Annotated in this window: 17 protein-coding genes; 9 read left to right on the top strand and 8 right to left on the bottom strand. The window is 64.0% G+C overall.

Features of this window, described 5'->3' with window-relative positions:
• Positions 1-2: 2 nt before the first annotated feature.
• From RT424_RS13985 to RT424_RS13975, 3 genes are read right to left on the bottom strand one after another with little or no spacing between them, the layout of a single operon-like run.
• Positions 3-296, bottom strand: coding sequence for a hypothetical protein (locus RT424_RS13985; RefSeq protein WP_313439297.1), 294 nt, complete (start codon positions 294-296; stop codon positions 3-5).
• Positions 293-679, bottom strand: a complete 387-nt coding sequence (locus tag RT424_RS13980; protein ID WP_313439294.1) for a phage holin family protein — start codon at positions 677-679, stop codon at positions 293-295. Before RT424_RS13980 ends, RT424_RS13985 begins: the two co-directional genes overlap by 4 nt.
• 19 nt (positions 680-698) lie before the next feature.
• Positions 699-1211, bottom strand: a complete 513-nt coding sequence (locus RT424_RS13975; RefSeq protein WP_313439291.1) for a hypothetical protein — start codon at positions 1209-1211, stop codon at positions 699-701.
• Between the two features lie 183 nt (positions 1212-1394).
• Here RT424_RS13975 and eno point away from each other — a divergent pair, with 183 nt between their 5' ends.
• A complete protein-coding gene (gene eno, locus RT424_RS13970; protein WP_313439288.1) occupies positions 1395-2681 on the top strand; it encodes a phosphopyruvate hydratase in 1287 nt (428 codons plus the stop codon).
• Between the two features lie 206 nt (positions 2682-2887).
• Here the strand turns inward: eno and RT424_RS13965 are convergent, their stop codons facing one another.
• From RT424_RS13965 to RT424_RS13955, 3 genes are all read right to left on the bottom strand, one after another.
• Complete coding sequence (locus RT424_RS13965) at positions 2888-3454, bottom strand: MarR family transcriptional regulator (protein ID WP_313439285.1); 567 nt, start codon at positions 3452-3454, stop codon at positions 2888-2890.
• Between the two features lie 205 nt (positions 3455-3659).
• Positions 3660-3806, bottom strand: a complete 147-nt coding sequence (locus tag RT424_RS13960) for a hypothetical protein (RefSeq protein WP_313439282.1) — start codon at positions 3804-3806, stop codon at positions 3660-3662.
• Positions 3807-4258: 452 nt separating this feature from the next.
• Complete coding sequence (locus tag RT424_RS13955; RefSeq protein ID WP_313439279.1) at positions 4259-4732, bottom strand: GNAT family N-acetyltransferase; 474 nt, start codon at positions 4730-4732, stop codon at positions 4259-4261.
• A 200-nt stretch (positions 4733-4932) separates the two neighbouring features.
• Between RT424_RS13955 and RT424_RS13950 the strand changes: the two genes are divergently transcribed.
• From RT424_RS13950 to RT424_RS13915, 8 genes are all read left to right on the top strand, one after another.
• Entirely contained in the window at positions 4933-6435 is a 1503-nt protein-coding gene (locus tag RT424_RS13950) for a TolC family protein (RefSeq protein ID WP_313439276.1), read from the top strand.
• Positions 6432-7478 (top strand): efflux RND transporter periplasmic adaptor subunit, encoded by a 1047-nt coding sequence (locus tag RT424_RS13945; RefSeq protein WP_313439273.1) that lies wholly within the window; start codon positions 6432-6434, stop codon positions 7476-7478. Before RT424_RS13950 ends, RT424_RS13945 begins: the two co-directional genes overlap by 4 nt.
• A gap of 92 nt (positions 7479-7570) precedes the next feature.
• Positions 7571-8635, top strand: a complete 1065-nt coding sequence (locus tag RT424_RS13940; protein WP_313439270.1) for an ABC transporter permease — start codon at positions 7571-7573, stop codon at positions 8633-8635.
• The gene (locus RT424_RS13935; protein WP_313439267.1) at positions 8632-9732 is read left to right on the top strand and encodes an ABC transporter permease; all 1101 of its coding nucleotides are present in this window, start codon (positions 8632-8634) and stop codon (positions 9730-9732) included. Before RT424_RS13940 ends, RT424_RS13935 begins: the two co-directional genes overlap by 4 nt.
• 93 nt (positions 9733-9825) lie before the next feature.
• Positions 9826-12108: a TonB-dependent receptor gene (locus tag RT424_RS13930; protein WP_313439264.1), complete on the top strand. Its 2283-nt coding sequence runs from the start codon at positions 9826-9828 to the stop codon at positions 12106-12108.
• A 23-nt stretch (positions 12109-12131) separates the two neighbouring features.
• Positions 12132-13766 (top strand): alkaline phosphatase D family protein, encoded by a 1635-nt coding sequence (locus RT424_RS13925; protein WP_313439261.1) that lies wholly within the window; start codon positions 12132-12134, stop codon positions 13764-13766.
• 165 nt (positions 13767-13931) lie between these two features.
• Positions 13932-15611, top strand: a complete 1680-nt coding sequence (gene acpA, locus RT424_RS13920; protein WP_313439258.1) for an acid phosphatase — start codon at positions 13932-13934, stop codon at positions 15609-15611.
• Positions 15612-15730: 119 nt separating this feature from the next.
• Positions 15731-17140 (top strand): M20/M25/M40 family metallo-hydrolase, encoded by a 1410-nt coding sequence (locus RT424_RS13915; protein ID WP_313439255.1) that lies wholly within the window; start codon positions 15731-15733, stop codon positions 17138-17140.
• Between the two features lie 24 nt (positions 17141-17164).
• Here the strand turns inward: RT424_RS13915 and RT424_RS13910 are convergent, their stop codons facing one another.
• Both RT424_RS13910 and RT424_RS13905 read right to left on the bottom strand, forming a co-directional pair.
• Complete coding sequence (locus RT424_RS13910) at positions 17165-18262, bottom strand: acyltransferase (RefSeq protein WP_313439252.1); 1098 nt, start codon at positions 18260-18262, stop codon at positions 17165-17167.
• Positions 18263-18443: 181 nt separating this feature from the next.
• The gene (locus RT424_RS13905) at positions 18444-20090 is read right to left on the bottom strand and encodes an NAD(P)/FAD-dependent oxidoreductase (protein WP_313439250.1); all 1647 of its coding nucleotides are present in this window, start codon (positions 20088-20090) and stop codon (positions 18444-18446) included.
• Positions 20091-20102 lie beyond the last annotated feature (12 nt).

Here is a 20102-nt window from a genome sequence, read left to right as displayed (position 1 = left end):
CTTCAGGTGTCGGCCTTGCCGAACAGGCGTTCGACGGCGGCCAGGATCGGGTTACGCAAAAACCAAAGCACCAGCGCAGCGAAGGTTCCGCCGATCGCGACGGGATGCTCCTCAACCACGGCTACCGCCTCGTCCAGCATGTCTGCGGCACCCTCGACGGCTTCGTCAAGGATACGTCCCGTCAGGCCGCGTAGTTCGAAATCGGCTTTCAATGCGCCGTAACGCACGTCGAAGGCTGCCTTGGCGGCGTTGCGGACCGATCGGTCCGCCTCCAGTTGGCGAACGAGGGCGCTCATTCGGCCGGTTCCTTTTCGCGAAGCAGGGACATCATGCGTCGGACTTTTCCCCGCGCAGAGAGCCCGAGGATCGCCGCGACGACAAGGATGGCAACGGGCACGGCGATCATCGAGAGCCAGGGACCGATAAGGGTTCCGACGGCGATCACCGCACCCAAAGCCAGGGCCATGACCGCGAAGAAAACGAGAACCGCCGCACTGACGCCCAGAATGGCGATATTCCGGGTTTCGGCTCCCGCATAAGCGGCGCGTGCCTTTTGATAGGCCAGTTCGGCCTGGGCGTAGGCACGCGCTTCGCCCGCAAGCAGGCGTACGTCCTCGATCAGGGAAAGATCCTCGCCCTCCGTAGTAGGAGGGGCGAGGTTGGCTTGGGTGTCGAGCATCGTCGTGCGAACGATCTGCTTACTTGCCGCTCTTGAACAGGCGCGCGAAGAGATAGCCTGCGGCCACCGCCATGCCTACCGCCGCCACGGGGCTGCGACGCACGAATTCCTTGGCTTCCTCACCGAGTTCGTCGAGCGACTTCTCGTCGAGCTTGGTTGCGGTGTCCGCGAGCGACTTCGAGGCCGTACGGGCGTAGTCTCCGTACTTGGCACCGGCCTTCTCGTCGATCAGGGCGGCATTGTCGTCGATCAGCTTCGAAATGCCGACGATCGCCTGGCTGGCTTTCGTCTTGCCCTGGTTGGCAAGGTCTGCTGCCTTGACCTTGGCATCGTCGGCAAAAGCGCTGGCCTTGGCCATGGCGTCTTCCGAACGCACCTTTGCTTCGCTCGACCATTCGCCCTTGGTCTGGTTCAACTTTTCTTGGCAGCCGTCGGCCATGGCGTGGACGCCGGCCTTCGCTTCCTCGACGGCCTTGGTGAAGTGGCTCTTGGCGTTTTCGGTGCCGTTTCCAGTGCTGGTGGTCTCAGGCATTGCGAATTCCTTCCTTGCATCCCGTTGCGTCTCGTTCGCTTGGTAGGCGATATGCATCAAGCGTAACACAACTTGTCGTCGAAATGGCAACGCAACTTGTCAGGCGTAGTTCCCCTGCTAAGACGCCCGTCGAGAGTGCGCCCAAGCGTCTCAGGGGGCGCCTTGCTGGAGGAAAAACCCGTTATGACCGCGATTATCGATATCCACGGCCGCGAAATTCTCGACAGCCGCGGCAATCCTACTGTCGAAGTCGATGTTCTTCTTGAAGACGGCAGCTTCGGTCGCGCTGCAGTTCCCTCTGGCGCCTCGACCGGCGCGCACGAGGCGGTGGAACTGCGAGACGGGGACAAGGCCCGCTATATGGGCAAGGGCGTGCTGAAGGCCGTGGACGCGGTCAACGGCGAGATCGCCGAGGCATTGGTAGGCATGGACGCCGAAGACCAGCGTGACCTCGATCTCAACATGATCGAGCTGGACGGCACCGAGAACAAGAGCCGCCTGGGCGCGAACGCCATCCTCGGCGTCAGCCTGGCGGCGGCGAAGGCTTCGGCCAACGCGCGCGGCCTGCCGCTCTATTCCTATGTCGGCGGTGTTTCGGCTCATGTCCTGCCGGTGCCGATGATGAACATCATCAACGGCGGCGAGCATGCCGATAACCCGATCGATTTCCAGGAATTCATGATCATGCCGGTCGGCGCCGATTCGATCGCCGAAGCCGTGCGCTGGGGGGCGGAGATCTTCCACACCCTGAAAAAGGGCCTGCACGAAAAGGGCCTGGCCACCGCGGTGGGTGACGAGGGCGGTTTCGCGCCCAACCTTGCCAGCACCCGCGACGCGCTGGACTTCATCATGGCCTCTATCGAAAAGGCGGGCTTCAAGGCCGGTTCGGAAATCCAGCTTGCGCTGGATTGCGCCTCGACCGAATTCTTCAAGAATGGCAAGTACGAGATCAGTGGCGAGGGCCTGAGCCTGTCTCCGGTGGCCTTCGCAGACTACCTTGCCGACCTGACCGAAGCCTATCCGATCATCTCGATCGAGGACGGCATGGGTGAAGACGACTTCGAGGGCTGGAAGGCGCTCACGGACAAGATCGGCCACAAGGTCCAGCTGGTAGGCGACGATCTGTTCGTCACCAATCCCAAGCGGCTTTCGATGGGCATCGACAAGGGCCTGGCCAACTCGCTGCTGGTGAAGGTCAACCAGATCGGTACGCTTACCGAGACGCTTGAGGCCGTTTCGATCGCCCAGCGGAATGGCTACACCGCCGTCATGTCGCACCGTTCGGGCGAGACCGAGGACGCGACGATCGCGGACCTGGCTGTCGCCACGAACTGCGGTCAGATCAAGACCGGTTCGCTCGCGCGTTCGGACCGGCTCGCCAAGTACAACCAGCTCATCCGCATCGAGGAAGAACTGGGCAAGGCGGCGCGTTACGCCGGCGCTTCGGCGTTCGGGCGTCTGGCCCGCTAAGGATGGTGAAGGCCGAGCGGCGTCGCCCGCTTGGCCCAATCTTCGCTTAAAGCAGCAGACCCGGTCTCCGTGTGGAGGTCGGGTCTTCCTGTAAGTGAAACCGGGTGGCCGGTTCCCGTCAGGGAGAACCGACCACCCGGTCGCCACCACATCCGATATGCCTGATTACCCCCCTGTGGGGCGGAACGGGTCGGTTTCAGGCGTCCTTATCGGGCTGCCAGGATCCCGGGGCGGGGATCGTCGAGCAGCACCACGGATCGGGATGCGGAGGCGAAGTATTCGAGCATCGCGGCATAGCCTTTCGCGCTCAGTTTGACGTAGACGCGCCGGGCATCGCCAGGATCGGCCTCCCGGACGAGCAGGCCGTTTTTCTCAAGGATGGTAATCCAGCGCAGTGCGGTGGTGGAGGGAACCGCCGAACCGATGCAGGCGCTTGTCACGGATACCCGGCGCCGCTCCTTGGCGGCGATGAAAAGGTCCAGCAGAATGTCCCAGGCGGGCTCGCCGAAAAGATCTTCCGACTGGAAGATCTTCGTGCGGCGGCGGCGGTCCTCATAAGTCTGGCGCGCCAGTTCCACCCAGACGGTATGGTCCTGGCTTGTCGCCGTTTTTGGGGTTTCCCGGCTTTCCATCGGAATGCCGATATCCAGAAGGTCAGCGGAAGCGCTTGTTCCAATTTCGAGTTCGCGCGCCATGGCAAGAAGTTCATTGGCGATGCCAATCAGGCGAATAGCCTTCGCGCGATTTCGCATCAACTGATCGGTCTTCTCCATAAGTTCATGTCACCAGCGCCTTGCCACGAATAAAGTTCGTCCATCCAATTCGTTTGGACAACGCGTTGTTCGCAGCGATTACCCCCAAGTTCGCGCATCCACCGTTCAGTGATCTTTCGGCTTCATCAAGATCGGCTGAAACGGTGGAATTATTCGCGAACTGACCTAAGGATAACCACAGTCTGATCGACGCGTCTTGCGCAGGCTACTCCGGTTTGGATCGATTCTGGTCTGGTTCGCGAACGTCGCGCAAGGAGTCGATGGCGGCCTGAAGGTGGGCAGCTGCGACGAGGGCGCCGATTTCTTCCAGTTCTTCCAGCTTCGAACCGAGTTCGCAGATCAATTGAATCATGTTCGTCTCCCTGTTCACAGTACGGTTCTCCGGCAGGCGGGAATGCTTCGCGCCTGAGTTCGGCTTTCCCCCGAACCTGGGTTTGCGACCCGCGCCTGTAGGGAGCGGAATTTTCGACCAATAATCCCTCCGAAAACGAGCAATATCGGAGAGATTGACCGTGCAATTACAGAATTTTCATCGAAATGGAACAGCCATGATAGGACTGTCCATCTTGGGAACACGTCATGAAAATCGGTTAACGGGCTGAAAACGTACTGCGGCGTGGAAAAACTATTCATCCCATGAATTTGTCCAGTGAACTAGGTTATTTCACGTATATCGAATCATACGGACGATTAGGTGCGATTCGATGGGGTCACGATGCACTGACATGTGGTTTCGCCATCGGGAGCGCCCTATTCCGTCGCCATCGTCAGGCGGGACACTACGGAGGATCCCGGCAGGGGCCTTCATACTGCTCGAACGAGCATTCTCGCTTCGGGGCCGTAGCCCTTGGCAGGATCGAGCAGCCCATCGCCCAGCGATTGAAAGCCTTGTTTCCTCCAGAATTCGTGAGCGTCTCCCACTGCGATCAGAACGACGCGGCCAAGCCCCAGCCGTTTCGCCTCATCCAGCACGATCCGCACCGCTTCCGCTGCAAAGCCCCGTCCGCGTGTGGCGCTGCCCAGCGCAAGGTCGTGCAGGAAATAGCAATCGAAGGGTTCCGCAAGCCCGGTCAGCGGCACGTCGATGACGGGTGGTCGGTCCTGCCGACCGGGGTGCGAGATCAGGTACCCGGCGATCTTCCCGTCGCCGCCTTCCAGTACATGGCAACCCTTGGGGTAATGCCGGAAGCAGGCTGCGAAGACCCCAGGATTTTCGGGATAATCGAGGTGTACGGCTTCGGCCATTTCGGCCACCGAGCCGATATCTTCCTCGCGCATTGGTCGCCAATACATAGCTGCCTTGCTCCGCTATCTCGTGACACGATGCCACATCGCGCCGTGATATGGGGGCGTGAGGCGGCGCCGACCACATGCCTGAGCGAAAATGCTTTCCGCTCAAGATGAAATATGCAAACTCTCGCATGTCCCACTTCTGGTGAACCATGATTTCTGGCAACGGTTTTCGGAATCGATGTGTAATGGGCCGGGCCGGTATCTTCGCGATGCTGACCGTAATTCCTACGGTTGCTTTCGGACAAGTTGGCTCAGGACGCGCTGTTCAGGACAGCGCGGAGCCCGCTGCCCTGTCTTTCGAAGCGGCGCGTCAGCGTCTCGATCGCGTTTCCTCAGCTTTGGGTGCGGCGGCGGATGAACTCAGCGCGGCGGAATACACGGCTCACGCGCTCAAGGCGCTTAATCGGCCGGTGGTGTCGAGTTCGGTCTCGGTCATCGCCTACCAGAAATCGCTGTCGGTCGATCTGACAGGACAGAAAGACAGCTTCAGCAATGCGGCGGGACAGTTCCTGGAGGGGCTGCCCGGAGAATTCCCCCCCGAGTTCTCGGCCATCGTCCAGCAGGTGAGCGGCCGCGTGGCCCAAGCACTTCCGGGGCTGCTCTCGCAGCTTCCGGACGAACTCGATTTCCGCGCTCGGCAAACGGTGATCCGCCCCAATGTCACGGCAGTGATGCCGCTCTATTCGGGAGGTGCCATCCCGGCCATCCAGCGCGGCGCGGAAGCCGGCGCGGAACTGGCGCGGGCGAAACAGGCCGGGGCCCAGGATCTGTCGCAAGTGCGTCTGGTCCAGAGCTATTTCGGCCAGCAGCTGGCGCAGGCACTCCTGACATCCGCGACCGGCACGCGCGATGCCTTCGACAAGCATCTCGCCAATGCCCAGGCCCTGTTTCGCGAAGGCGTCATTCCCCGATCGCGTGTGCTGGAAGTGCAAGTGGCGCGCGATGCTGCCCAGCGTGCCGTCGAGCGGGCGACCATGGAAGAACGCAGCGCATCCGATTCGCTCGCCCGCCTGCTCGATGCGGCCGGAGGCGTGGCACCCACCACGCCGCTGTTCGTCAACGGACAGCCGCTGGAACCGCTCGACGATTTTCTCGCCACGGCCGCTTCACCCGGGCAGCCGCAGATGAGAGTGGCGGAGGCCGCGCGTCATCTGGCGGACTCCGGCGTGGATTTGGCCAAGTCGCGTATGAGGCCTCAGGCTTTCGCTTTCGGGTCTTACAATTTCAACCGGAGCGATGCGATCCCGGTCGATCCGGACTGGATCGTCGGCATGGGCGTTCGTTTCACGCTCCTTTCCAACATCGACAGGCGCGACACCCTCGCTGCGGCGCACGCAAGACAGAGCGCGGCGGACAATGCCGCGCGCGATGCCCGCAAGACGATCGAGATCGAAACCAGCCGCGCCTACAACCTCACGGAAACCGCCCGCCGGTCGTTTCTCCTGCTCGACAGCAACATCAAAGCGGCCGAGGAGAACCTGCGGGTCCATGAAATCGGGTTCCGCGAAGGCGAGGACACCGCCAGCCAGTTGATCGATGCCCGCAACGCGCTCTCGCTCGCACAGACTCAACGCATCGCATCGGCTTACGAATATGTCGTCGCGCTTTCGGCCTTGCTGGTCGCCAGCAACCGCGGGGACAACTTTCGCGATTATCTTCTGAGAGCCGACAGGATCGCTGCACCATGAGTGAAGGGAACGAAGGCTTCGCTCAAGCCGGACCGGAAGATGCCGCCGCCGGTGAAGGCCGGAGCAGGGGCACCTCGCGGCTGCTTGTTGCAGGGTTGGCGCTGCTTGCCGTGGTCTTGCTCGCGGGGCTCTGGATCGCGGCGCGGCCGGCGCCTCTGCAACTTCAGGGCATGGTCGACGCAGACGAGGTGAACGTGGCGACCAAGGCACTCGCGCGCGTGGATCGCCTTCTTGCGGAAGAGGGCGCCACGGTGACGGCGGGTACGGTGCTGGCCGTGCTCTCCAGCCCGGAAATCGATGCTGGCCGCCAGCAGGCGCAAGGGGTGCTGGCGGGTGCCGAGGCCATGCGCGACCTTGCGGATAATGGCGCCCGGAAAGAAGACGTGGAGTCTCTGCGCTCGATCTGGCAGGCGGCACAGGCAGGTGCTGACTTGGCGGCGGTCACGGCGCGGCGGGCCGACAACCTCTATGCCGAAGGCGTGATAGCCGCCCAGCGCCGCGACGAGGCGCGCGCGGCACGGGAGGCGAGCGCGCGTCAGGCGGAAGCGGCACGGCTCCAATATATGAAGGCCCTGTCCGGGGCGCGGGCGGAGGAGAAGGCAGCGGCACAGGCGCAAGTGAAAGTGGCGCGGGCGGGGGTTTCCATCGCCGATGCCCTGGGCGCGGAGAAGACGCTGGTATCGCCGATCGGCGGCGAAGTGACGCGGCGGCTGGCGGAACCGGGGGAGATCGTCGGACCGGCAGTGCCGGTGTTCCAGATCGTAGATACCATGCACCCCTGGGTTTCGCTGAACTTGCGTGAGGATCAGTTCAACGCGTTGCAGAAAGGCACGGAACTGACCGGGCGCATCCCCGCGCTGGAAGGACGAAAGGCACGGTTCCGGGTCACTTACATCAGCCCTCAGGGCGATTTCGCGACCTGGCGGGCGACGCGTCAGTCCTCGGGGTTCGATGTTCGCAGCTTCGAGATCAGACTGCATCCGGCAGAGCCGGTGAAAGGGTTGCGGCCGGGCATGAGCGTGCTGTTCGACTGGCCGCAATGACTCTTGGGGCGATGACATTGCCTCGCCATGGTTTCCGCGCTGCTTTCTGTCGCGAGATGGTCCATCTGCGGCAGTGTCGCTGGGACCTGGCGATGCTGACGCTGTTCCCGGCGGTCGCGATCCTGATCGTTGCGGCCATGCTGATCGGGGCGGTCCCCCGCGCACTGCCGATCGCGGTGGTGGACGAGGACAACGGCACGCTCAGCCGCGCGATCTTGCGGGCGGTGGAGGCCAGTCCCGCCGTATCGATCGTGGCAAGGCCGCAGGACATGGCGGAGGCGGAGCGGCTGGCGCGGGCAGGGCGGGTATGGGCGATCCTGCTGGTGCCGAGCGGCGTCGACGAAGGTCTGGTGCGTAGCACGACGCCGGCCATCCAGATCTTCTACAATGCCTCCTTTCTCACGATCGGCAGCAGCGCGGCTTCCGGCATTCGTTCGGCCGTGGTCGCCGTGCTGGCGGAGCGTGGGCTCGACGCCGCGCGGGCGAGGGGGCTTCCGGCCATTCGCATCCGCCCGCCGGTGGTGCAGGCGACCGTTCTGTTCAATCCGCAGACGAGCTTCGAGTGGTATCTCCAGGCCCTGATCCAACCGGCGGTCCTGCATCTGTTGATCGGCTGCGTGGCGGTGATGGCAATGGGGCGGGAGTTGCAGGGGCGATCGCTCGGGCAGTGGAAGGCCGAGACGGGCGGCGGACTGGCCGCGATTGCCGGGAAGATGTTGCCTTACGTCGGCGCGATCTCGATCTGGGGGCTCGTCTGGCTGATCTGGCTGACGGGCATCCGCGGTTGGACGATGAACGGCAGCCTCTTGCTGACGGTGTTGGCGCAGGCCTTGCTGTTCGCAGGCACGGCCGCGATCTCGATGCTTCTGGTTATCGCGGTCCGCAAGCCCAGCTTCGCCTTTTCGGCAACCGCGCTCTACGCCGGTTCGGCACTGGCTTACTCCGGCGGAACTTTGCCTCTGGCGGGAGGATCGGGCTTCGCGCGCGGCTGGAGCGAGGCCCTGCCTTTCACCCATTATCTGCGCCTGCAAATGGACCAATTTCTCGGCGCGCCGGTGGCTGTGGCCTTGCCGCAGATCGCGGCGCTCCTGCTCTACCTTGTGGCTCCCCTGGGCTTGGCGCTGTTTCTGCTGCATCGGCGCGAGGCGACGGTATGACTTTCGCGCAAGGTTTTGCATCGGTCTTCCGCGCGGTGCTCTCCAATTTCGCGCTGGCCTCGATCGTCGTGCTGGCGGTCGTGCTATACGGTTTCTACTATCCCGCGCCTTATGCACATCAGACGGCCTATGCGCTTCCGCTGGTGGTAGTGGACGAAGAGCGCAGCGGGCTGACACGCGCGCTGGTCCGCAAACTCTCCGACATGCGCGAGGTACATGTCGTGGCGGAAGCAGCGTCTCCGCTCGAAGCCGAGAACCTCGTCAGAAATCGCAAGGCGGATGGCGTCCTTCTTCTGCCAAGGGGGTTCATGCGGACCATGCTTACGGGAGCGCCGGGCCGGGCAGGAAGCGGAGGCATCGGCATCTGGGTCAACGGCACATACCTCATCCGCGCGCGGGATATCGGCGGTGCGGTTCAACAGGCCGTCATTGCCGCTGCCGTGGAGCGCCTTGGCCCGCTGGCCCAGGGATTGCACTTGCAGGCGCCGATCGCCGTGGCCGAACGCCCTCTGTTCAATACGCGCGAAGGCTATGCCGACTATGTGTTTCCGGCGGTCTCCGCGATCATCCTCCAGCAGACGCTGCTGTTCGGCACCGCAATGCTGGCCGCGAGCCGCCGTGCTGAAAGGCGGGCGGCGCTGACACTGCCGGCGTTCCTTGGCATGTGGTCTGCGCTTGCCCTGATCGGATGCCTGGCCGCGACATTCTATTTCGGCTGGATATTCTGGTATCAGGACGTGCCCCGAGCGGGAAATCCGGGAGCCCTGCTATTTGCAGTGCCACTGTTCGCCGCCGCCGTGTCAGCCCTGGGGCTGCTGCTCGGGAGCCTGTTCGACAGTGCCGACCGTGCCTTGCAGGTGCTGATCCCCACGTCGATCATCCTGTTCTTCCTTGCCGGGGCGGCCTGGCCGCTCGCTTCCATGCCGGTATGGGTGGCGGGCCTCGCGCATCTTTCGCCGGCGACTTCCGGTGCGCAGGCCTTTCTGCGCCTCAACGAGATGGGAGCAAGCCTCGGCGCGGTTCTGCCGCAACTCGCAGGCCTCGGCGCGCTCTGCCTTGTCTACGGCACCACGGCAGCATTCCGATTGACGAGGTAAGCGGCACAGAACCGTCACAGGAACGCCATCCAACCTTCATCTGCCGGGCGTACCCCGCCGACCCGTAAGCGTATTCGCGTAGGGGAAACGGTAATGAAATTCGGCACTTGCGTCGTAAATATTCTGGCAGGAACCGCTCTCGCAGGGTTTCCCGCGATGGCCCACGCCGCCGAGGCGGAGACGGCGGAAACCACCGACTCCAATGCCATCATCGTTACCTCCCAGAAGATCGAGCAGCGCGCCGTCGACGTGCCGATGACGCTTTCGGTGCAGACCGGCGAGCGGATGCGCGAATTGGGCGTCACCGATATCGGCGAGCTGTCGAACTACGTTCCCGGCCTCAACGTCCAAGTGCAGAGCGCCAACAATCCCGGCTTCGTCATTCGCGGCATCACCTCGGACAGCGGCTCGGCCCAGCAGGGGCCGCGCGTTACGCTCTATTACAACGGCATCGACATCTCGCGCTCGCGCGGCGCCTATCAGGGCATCTACGATCTCGATCGCGTTGAAGTGGTGAAGGGCCCGCAGGCGACCCTGTTCGGCACGGCGGCCACGATCGGTGCGATCAGCTTCGTATCCGCCAAGCCCCAGCCGGGCACATCGGCAGCCTTGACCGCGTCCTACGGCAATCTCGATGCCTACCGCGTCGAGGGCTTCGTGAACGCCGGTAACGACGTGATCGCCGCGCGCATTGCCGGCCAGTGGAAGAAGCGCGACGGCTATATCGAGAACCTCGCGCCGGGGCAGGACGACCTCTATGCGCAGGACCAGCTGGGCCTGCGCGGCTCGCTGCGCTACACGCCGACCACGTACTTCACGGCCGACCTCGTTTTTACCTACGATCGCCAGCGCAATTCGGGCACGCCGTTCCTTTCCAAGAACCTCGGTTCGACGTCCGTCGAAGGCGTCTATGACAAGGCTTATCTGGGCGGCTCGCCGCTTTCCGGGCAGCTTCTCGGATCGGACAAGCTGGGCCTGAACCGCGACGTCTACGATGCGAACCTGACGCTGAGCTGGGATTTCACGGACGGCTGGAACTTCACCACCGTCAACGGCTATCGCAATTTCGACGCGCTGGAAGTATTCGATGCCGACGGTTCCGCCGCCTGGTTCCTGGAATTCGCAGAACATGCAAAGGGTTGGCAGGCCAGCCACGAAGGCCGCTTCACCTACAGCGATCCGCAGTGGCGCGCCTCGTTCGGCTGGAACTACTTCCATGAGGATTCCTCGCAGTACGTGCCGTTCTCGACCGAACTTGGCACCTTCCTGCAATGCTATGCCAATGTCATTCCCGGCCTCGGCTGCGTGGCTCCGAACAACAGCGTCCCCGCCGCAGCGACCGCCGGTCTGGTCAGCGGCGGCCTGCTGACATCGGTACCCTATAATAGCTGGACGAAGAACTATGGCCGCAACCAGACCTGGTCGATGTTCGGCGACGTCACCTGGACTCCGGTTCCGGCGCTGGACCTGACCGCCGGCGCGCGCGTGCTGATCGAAAAGCGGCGCTCGGGCTTCGCGTCCAATCAGCCGGTTGCCCCCATCTATGGCGCCATCCTGTTGCCCTACCCCGATACGGCTGGGGAGACCTTTTACGCTCGCCGGTCCTATGCGGCGGTTCTGCCGCGTATCAATGCGCTCTATCGCCTGACGCCGAACCTCAATCTCTACGCCACGATCTCCAAGGGCCGTCGTTCTCCGGTCGTGCAGCTCCCCAACGCGGTCAACACCGTGGCCTACGCGGACGAGATCGCTTCGGAAACGGTGTGGAATTACGAGGCGGGCATCAAGGGCACGGTCGGCATGTTCTCCGGCTCGCTGGGCGTCTACTATAACAAGTACGACAACTTCCAGGTCTCGGTGATCGAGAACGGCCGGGCCGTTACCCGTAGCGCCGGTTCGGCATCCAACCTCGGCGTCGAGGCGGAACTGGAAGCCCGCTTCACCGACTGGCTGAGCGCCTTCGGCAACGTCGGCTACATCGATGGCGGGATCGACGACAAGGCTTCCAACGGCGTCTTCGCGGGCAACCAGTTCCGCCTCCAGCCCAAGTGGCAGTGGGCAGCCGGTTTCAACCTCAATGCCCCGATCAACGCGGACACCAGCCTGTTCCTGACGCCCAGCGTGACTTATCGCAGCAAGATCTATTTCGAAGTGCCCAACAGCGAGGCGATCAGCCAGGACGCGGTCACTCAGGTCAATCTGCGCGGCGGTGTCTCGCTCATGGACGGCAAGTTCCAGGTCGCCGGCTATGCCCGCAACCTTACCGACAAGAAGTATCTGCTCGACGCGGGCAATACCGGCGGATCGTTCGGCTATCCCACCTTCATCCCTGCCGAGCCGCGCACCTACGGCATCGAGATCACCGCACGCTACTGACCGACTGGCCTGAAGGGATACCCATGACACTCCAACTCGATCGTCGCCTGCTGCTCCAGGCAGGCGCCTTCGGGCTTGCTGCCCTTTCGACGCCGGGCGTCGCCCAGATCCTTACCGCGCGGGGCTTCACCCATGGCGTGGCGAGCGGCGAGCCGGCTGCGAATTCGGTCCTGCTGTGGACCCGCTACGTCGGCAGCGGCGACACCAGGCTGCGCTGCGAAGTCTCTGCCGACGAGAGCTTCCGCAAGGTGGCAGGAGGCGGCGAGGTGATCGCCTCGCCCGCACATGACAGCTGCGCCAAGCTGGTGGTTTCCGGCCTCACGCCCGGCAAATGGTACTACTATCGCTTCATCGCGCCGGACGGCACGAAGAGCGAAGTGGGCCGCACACGTACTCTGCCGGTGGGCGAGGTCGATCGCTTCGGCATCGGCCTGTTCTCCTGCTCGAACATGCCGTTCGGCTGGTTCAACGCCTATGCCCACGCCGCCGCGCGCGACGACCTGGACCTGATCGTCCATGTCGGGGACTATTACTACGAGTACGAATACGGCCACTACCCCGATAACCCGATGGCGGGCCGTCCGATCGAGCCGCGGAACGAGACGGTGTCGCTGGCCGACTATCGCCTGCGGTTCGCCAGCTATCGGCTCGATCCGGACCTGCGCCGCGTCCACCAGCGCTTCCCGATGATCGCCCAGTGGGACGATCACGAGTTCGCCAACGACACCTGGAAGGGCGGTGCCGAGAACCACCAGCCCGAAAAGGAAGGCGAATGGTCGGTTCGCCGGGCAGCGGCGGAGAAAGCCTATCGCGAATGGATGCCGGTTTCGGACGCGCTCTACAACAGCTTCCAGATCGGCTCGCTGGCCACGCTGTTCCGCCCGGAAACGCGCGTGACCGGGCGCATGGAGCAGCTCGATTTCGGCGCGGTGATGGCCGGGGCTGCAAAGGGCGGGCAGGCGGAGATCGCCCGCGCGCTCGCGCAGTTCCGCGACGGGCCATGGATGTCTTCGGACCGCACCCTGATGGGGACGCAGCAGGAGAACTGGCTCTACAAGGGACTGGCGGATTCCGCGAAGTCCGGCACCCGCTGGCAGATCCTGGCGCAACAGATCGTGATGGGCTCGCTCAAGGCGCCGCCGCAGATGGCGGACCTGGTTCCCAGCGGCGGCGACCCCAAGGTTCGCCAGGCGCTTATGGCGATCGCCGCGGCTTCGCAGGTTGGCCTGCCGTTCAACATGGATTCGTGGGACGGCTATCCCGCCGCGCGCGAACGCCTGTTGCGGGCAGCGCGCGAAGGGGACTGCAACCTGGTGGTGCTGGCAGGCGATAGCCACAATGCCTGGGGTAGCGAACTGTCCGTCGACGGCACGGCGGCCGGCGTCGAATATGCGGGTCACTCGGTCACTTCGCCGGGATATGAGGCATACCTCCCCTCGGTGCCGCCCGCCGACCTTGCCAAGGCGCTGCGCGGCGCCAATCCGGGGCTTGCCTATGCGGACACCAGCCGTCGCGGCTATGTGTCGCTGCAAATGACGCCCGAGCAGGTGCGCGGCGAGTGGCACTTCGTGGGCACGATCGCCCAGCGCACGACTGCTGGAACGACCAGCGAGGGCCTGTCCGTTAAGTGGAACGAGCGCCGCTTCGCCACGGCCTGAACCGGCGCGAGTGAAAGCTCTGTGAAAGGGCGGCCCGGCTTCTGCCGGGTCGCCTTTCGCTTTTCGAGGCGCTGAGCGATGCGATGATACAAAATATCACAAACGGTTGACGTGCTGTCGCAGGGATCGCAAACAGCCGGAAAATCGTCTCCCCAAGGAAATCCCATGACCGACTCCGATCTTCCCGAGCCTCAGGCCGATTCCTCGGGAGTACGCCCTGATCGGCGTGATTTTCTGGGCGGGCTTGCCGCTGCTTTCGGGGCCGCTGCGGTAGCGGGAGTACCGGGCGAAGCCGCCGCGGCGGCGAAGAAGGGGCGGACCCGCAGCACCGGTCCCGTCAGCGATGCCCGCCTGCGCGAGGCGATCGATACGGTGGTGGTGATCTTCGCGGAAAACCGCAGCTTCAACAATCTCTTTGCGGACTTTCCGGGGCTGGAGCAGCCGCTGTCCGAAGTTCCGGCGGAGCGCACCCGCCAGCGCGATCGTGACGGCAAGGTCATGGAGCGCCTGCCCAAGATCTGGGAGGGACTCGTGCCCAGCAAGCAAGTGGTCGAGCATACCGAGTATATGATCGGCCCGGACGATCTCGCCCCGCTGCCGAACGCGCCGTTCGCGCTCAAGACACCGGAGGGCGATCCGCTGCCGCATGGCCTTGTCACGCGCGATCTGGTGCATGCGTTCTATCACAACCAGATGCAGATCAACGGCGGTGCCAACGACCAGTTCGTGGCCTGGGGAGACAGTGGTGCGCTGGTCATGGGCCATTACGGCGACATGCGCGCGCAGCTTCGCCTGTGGCAGATCGCCCGCGAGTTCACGCTCTGCGACAACTTTTTCATGGGCGCTTTCGGCGGCTCCTTCCTCAACCACCAATACCTGATCGCCGCGCAGCCGCCGTTCTATCCGGACGCGGACAAGAGCCCGGCCGCCAAGCGGATCGCAAAGCTGGAAGGGGGCGATCCGAAGGGGACGCGGCTCAAAGTCGATCCCAAGACACCCGCGAGCGCTCTCGACGGGCCGGCGATTTTCGGCCCCAACACGCTGTCACCCGACTTCTGGGCAGTCAACACGATGCTGCCGCCCTATGCGCCGACTTACGAACTCGATGCGACCAAGCCGGGCTACGCCAATGCCGAAAGCGCCCACACGCTGGTGCCCCAGCAGCACCGGACCATCGGCGACATGCTCTCGGCCAAGGGCGTGGATTGGGCCTGGTATGCGGGAGGCTGGAACGCCGCGCTGGCGGGGAAGATGAACGACGCGTCGTTCCCCTCGCGCCCGAACTTCCAGCCGCATCACCAGCCGTTCAACTACTACGACCGTTTCGCCCCCGGCACGGCCGATCGCGCGAAATTCCTGCGCGACGGCGGGGAAGGAAGCACCGCCCGTACCAACAGGTTTCTGGCCGACGCCGAGGCGGGCAAGCTCCCGGCGGTCAGCTATTACAAGCCGCAGGGCAATCTCAACATGCACGCCGGCTACTCGGACATCGATGCGGGCGATCGTCATATTGCCGCTGTCATCGACGGCCTGCGCGCCAGCCCGCAGTGGGAGAAGATGCTGGTCGTCATCACGTTCGACGAGAACGGCGGCTGGTGGGATCACGTCGCGCCGCCGAAGGGTGACCGCTGGGGGCCGGGCACGCGCATTCCGGCCGTGATCGTTTCTCCCCATGCGAAGAAGGGCGCGGTGGATCACACGATCTACGACACCGGATCGATCGCCCGCTTCCTCACCCGCCGCTTCGGCCTGGAAAAGCTGGAAGGTCTCAAGATGCGCGAAGAGGCGATGATCGCGGCTGGCGGTGTAGCGCCGGGCGATCTGACGGGCGCGCTCGATCTCTGATCTTCGCAAAACAGGTGCACCAGCCTGGCGATTGCGACAAGGTAACAGGGCCGGGACCGATTCTCCATCGGTTCCGGCCAATCACGACTTCGGATCGCATCTCAGGGGGCACGAAATTCATGCGGATCATCGCATCCACCGTCTTCACGCTCGGCGCCATCATCGCTGCGTCCACCACGGCCCAAGCGGCACCGAAACCCTATCCGCAGGCTGAGAAGCAGGTTCTCGAAATCTCGAAGCAGGCGATTTCGCTGCGCTCGGTCGAAGGCGAAGGCAACCAGACGCAGCAGGTTGCGGAACTCTTCCGCAAGGAACTGCTCGCCAATGGCTGGGACGCCAAGGACATCGAGATCGTTTCGCACAAGGATACTGCCTACCTCATCGCCACCTGGCCGGGCAGCGACCCCGCGCTCAAGCCGATCGTCGTTTCCGCGCACATGGACGTAGTCGAGGCCAAGGCCGCCGATTGGGAGCGCGATCCGTTCACGCCGGTGGTCGAGAACGGCTATCTCTACGGACGGGGCGCCAGCGACACCAAGTTCGAGGCGGTGCTGGCGATGGAATCGATGATCGAGCTACGCAGGCAGGGCTTCAAGCCGAAGCGGTCGCTGATCATCGCCTATTCCGGCGACGAGGAAACCTCGATGGCGACCTCCAAGCTGATCGCCGAGCGGCTGAAGAACGCGGAACTCGTGCTCAATGTCGATGGATCGTCCGGCACGCTTTCCGAAAAGACCGGCAAGCCCGCGTTCTGGTCTTGGGGCGGCGCCGAGAAGACCTACGTCGATTACCGGATCGAGGTGACGAACCCCGGCGGCCACAGCTCCGCTCCGCGCACCGAGAACGCAATCGTCCAACTTTCCGAGGCATTGGAGCGGATCGGCCATTACCACTTCAAGCCCGAGCTGAACGACATCACCCGCGCTTACTGGGTGGAGGCCGCCAAGCTGGAACCCGATGCCACTTTGGCCGGCGCCATGCGCGCATTTGCGGCCAATCCCAACGACGAGGCCGCGCTCAAGGTGCTGCGGGCCAATCCCTCCATGGTCGGCCGTACCGGTACGACGTGCGTTCCGACCATGCTCTCTGGCGGCCATGCCCAGAATGCCCTGCCGCAGCGTGCCACCGCCAACATCAATTGCCGCATCTTCCCCGGTCACACCCGCGAGGAGATCATGGCCGAACTCGAAAAAGTGGCACAGACGCCGGCCGCGAAGTTCTCCGACGTGACCGGCGATGCATCCACGATGTCGCCAGCCTCGCCGATGCGCCCGGACTTCGTGGCGGCAACCCGCAAGGCGGTGACTGCCGCCTGGGGGCCGATCCCGATCATCCCCTCGCAAGCGTCCGGAGCCTCGGATTCGATGTGGTATCGCGCGCTCGGCGTGCCGAGCTACAGCGCGAGCGCCTCGATGATGAAGGACTCCGATGAGTTCGCCCACGGCCTCAACGAGCGCCTGCCGCTGCTGAACGTCCGGCCGGGGCTTACCTATTACATCAGTCTCTACAAGGATTTGGCCGCCAAGTGAGGTGCTAACCGGAAAACCGGCGGTTCAGGCGACCGCCGGTTTCCTTCCCGCAAGTCGCCCGCCGCTGAGGATGCGCGCAGGACCGGGCGCGGCGCGGCTGAGCAGGGTGCCCAACAGGACCACGGCCAGCAGCACGATCAGCGGCTGGGTGACGAGGTAGACGGGATAGAGCGGCGAGCCGAGCGTGCCGAACAGCCTGCCCAGCAGCGGACCGCCCAGCCAGATCAGGATGAGGTGCGAGCAGAACAGGAAGAACGCAAAAGGCTCGATCTTCAGCAGCGGGCGCCGCACGACCGTTCCGGCCAGACCCCAGGAAATGCGCCAGTAGGCCAGCGCCGCCGAGATACGCACGGCAAGGTCTAGCGTCGCGGCGGGAAGGCTGATCGGCGACCAGTCCACCACCAGCGTGAAGTAGAGTTGCACGACGGTCAGCATCGCGAAAGGCGCCAGCGCGACGGCCAGGGGCCAGGTGGCGATCCGATCCGACAGATTCTCGCGCCGGGCGATGATGCCGAGAGTGAAGAAGAGCGGGATCGACGCGCGCATGAATATGGGTGGGCCCCAACCGGCGATCTGGCAGACCGCCGCCACCAACGCTATCGCCAGCAGAGCCCGCTTGCCGCAGCGCACCAGCAGGGGCGCCAGCAACATGCAGAGAAACAGGTCGCGCAGGAAGGGCATCTGGACGTTGATGTCCGGGTTACGGCTGGCGATGAACACTTCCTGGAAGATCCAGTCCAGCGACTGCGGGGTCGGCGCAGCAAGCCGCGTGACGACCGCTGCGCCGGAAACGAGCAGGATGGCGAGGGCGTTCCACAGCACCATCGGCAGCAGGATCGTCTTGGCCTTGCGCCCTACATGGCTGGCCCAGTCGAAGGTCCGGCTGGATCCGGCCACCAGCCAGCCGGAAATCAGCCCGAGCAGGGGGACGGCGCTGCGACCGAACACGTCCATCAGCACCCAGCGCAAGTTCTCCTGCGGGGTGCCGTGGGCAAGCTGGAGATCGTATCCGGTCAACCCGGTCCAGGCGTGAACGTAGACGACGCCAAGGATACAGATCACGCGCGCGACCGAGATTGCATCGGACCGGCGCCGCGCGTCGATATTGAAAGCTTCAGGCAAACCGTCATCCCAATTCTTGGCCAGTTTTTGGCGACCCGTCGAACTGCCGCTGCTGCCGGATGGCGATCCGGGAAGAAGCGGCTACTCGTCCACTGCGTCAAACCAACGGGATGGGAAGAGGTCTGTTCTTATTCGGCAGAATGAGCCGCAAAAGGGATGAGCGGGCGTTCCGTTAGGAAAGTCATGAAATAAAGCGGCGGTAAGGATTTCCGAAGCGCCTGTTGTCGGCAATGACTTCATGCGCGCAATTGTGACCCGGCGCGCCGGTAACGCCGTCGCCGGGATGGGTTCCGGAACCGCACATGTAGAGCCCCGCGATCGGCCCCCGATAGGCGCCATGACCCAATACCGGCCGCGCCGACCACATCTGGTCGAGCGTGAGATTGCCATGCATGATGTCGCCATCCACCAGCCCGAACTTCCGCTCCAGCCCCTTCGGGCTGAGCACCTGCCGCCCGAGGATCGAGGCGCGGAACCCCGGAGCATAGTCCTCTACCGTGTCGATCACCGTATCGGCGGCCTTGTCCTCCTCGATATCCCAGTCGCGAGGTGTTCCGTCCGGATTGGTCGGCAGTTCCGGCGCGAACTGCTGGCAGAACAGGCTGGCGACATGCCCGCCTTCCGGCGCAAGGCTGTCGTCCACGGTCGAGGGAATAAGCATCTCGACGATCGGTTTCTTCGACCAGCCATGGACCTTCGCATCCAGAAAGGCGCGGTCCATATAGTCGAGCGTCGGCGCGACGATGATGCCGGACTTATGGTGCTCGCCCACTTCACCTGGACGGCTCTCGGGAAGGCAGGTGAAGCGGGGTAGCTCCGAAAGCGCCACGTTCATCCGGAAAGTGCCGCTGCTGGTCTTGAAGCCTTTCAGGCGCCGCCGGAAATCGGGGGCGAGGTCGCTCTGCGCGATCATCCTGCCGTAGAGCAGCTTGGGCCCGACATTGGCGATTACCCGCCTGGCGGCGATCTCCTCGCCGCTTTCCAGCCGCACGCCCGCAACCTTGCCGCCATCGACCAGCACTTGCTCCACGGGGCTTTCGAGGCTGATCTCCACGCCGAGGTTGCGGCAGACCTCGCCCATGATGCGGGTGATATTGCCCATGCCGCCTACCGAGTGACCCCAGGCGCCCTTCTTGCCGTTAACTTCGCCGAACACGTGGTGCAGCAGCACATAGGCGCTGCCCGGCGTATCGGGAGAGGCATAGTTGCCGACGACCGCGTCGAAGCCGAAGGCGGCTTTCACCGCCTCGCTCTCGAACCAGCCGTCCAGCAGCGCGCGGGCGGACTTGGTGAAGAGGTCGAGCACATCGCGCTGCGCCTCCAGCGACAGGCCCGCCAGCTTGCGGCCCTGAAGGGCAGCCTCGATCAACCCCCGCCAGCCGTCGCCGGCGTTGGGCGGCGGCTTCAACGCCAGGTCGCGCAGGACATCGGCCACCGCATCGAGGGATGCGTAATAGGCCGGAAGCACTTCGGCATCGTGCGCGGAGAAGCGCCGGAACTCGGCCTGGGTGCGCTCCAGCCCGCCGCCGAGCTTGAGATAGCCGCCGTCTTCCTGGGGCAGCATGTTCGAGATCGGCCGCTCGATCACGCGGTAGCCATGCTCGGCCAGTCGCATGTCGGCGATGACCTTGGGCTGGAGCAGGCTGACGGTATAGCTGGCGATAGAGTTGCGGAAGCCGGGATGGAACTCCTCGGTGACGGCTGCGCCGCCCACGACGTTCCGGCGTTCCAGGATGCGGACGTTCATGCCCGCGCGGGCAAGATAGAAGGCGCAGACCAGGCCGTTGTGGCCGCCGCCGACGATCAGGGCATCGTAGTGCTTGGTCATGCGGGCGGCGTC

Source organism: Novosphingobium sp., assembly GCF_032093395.1.
In the GTDB taxonomy this organism is placed as follows: domain Bacteria; phylum Pseudomonadota; class Alphaproteobacteria; order Sphingomonadales; family Sphingomonadaceae; genus Novosphingobium.
Note: the sequence above shows the minus strand (reverse complement) of the source record. Positions and strands in the feature narration are given on the sequence as shown.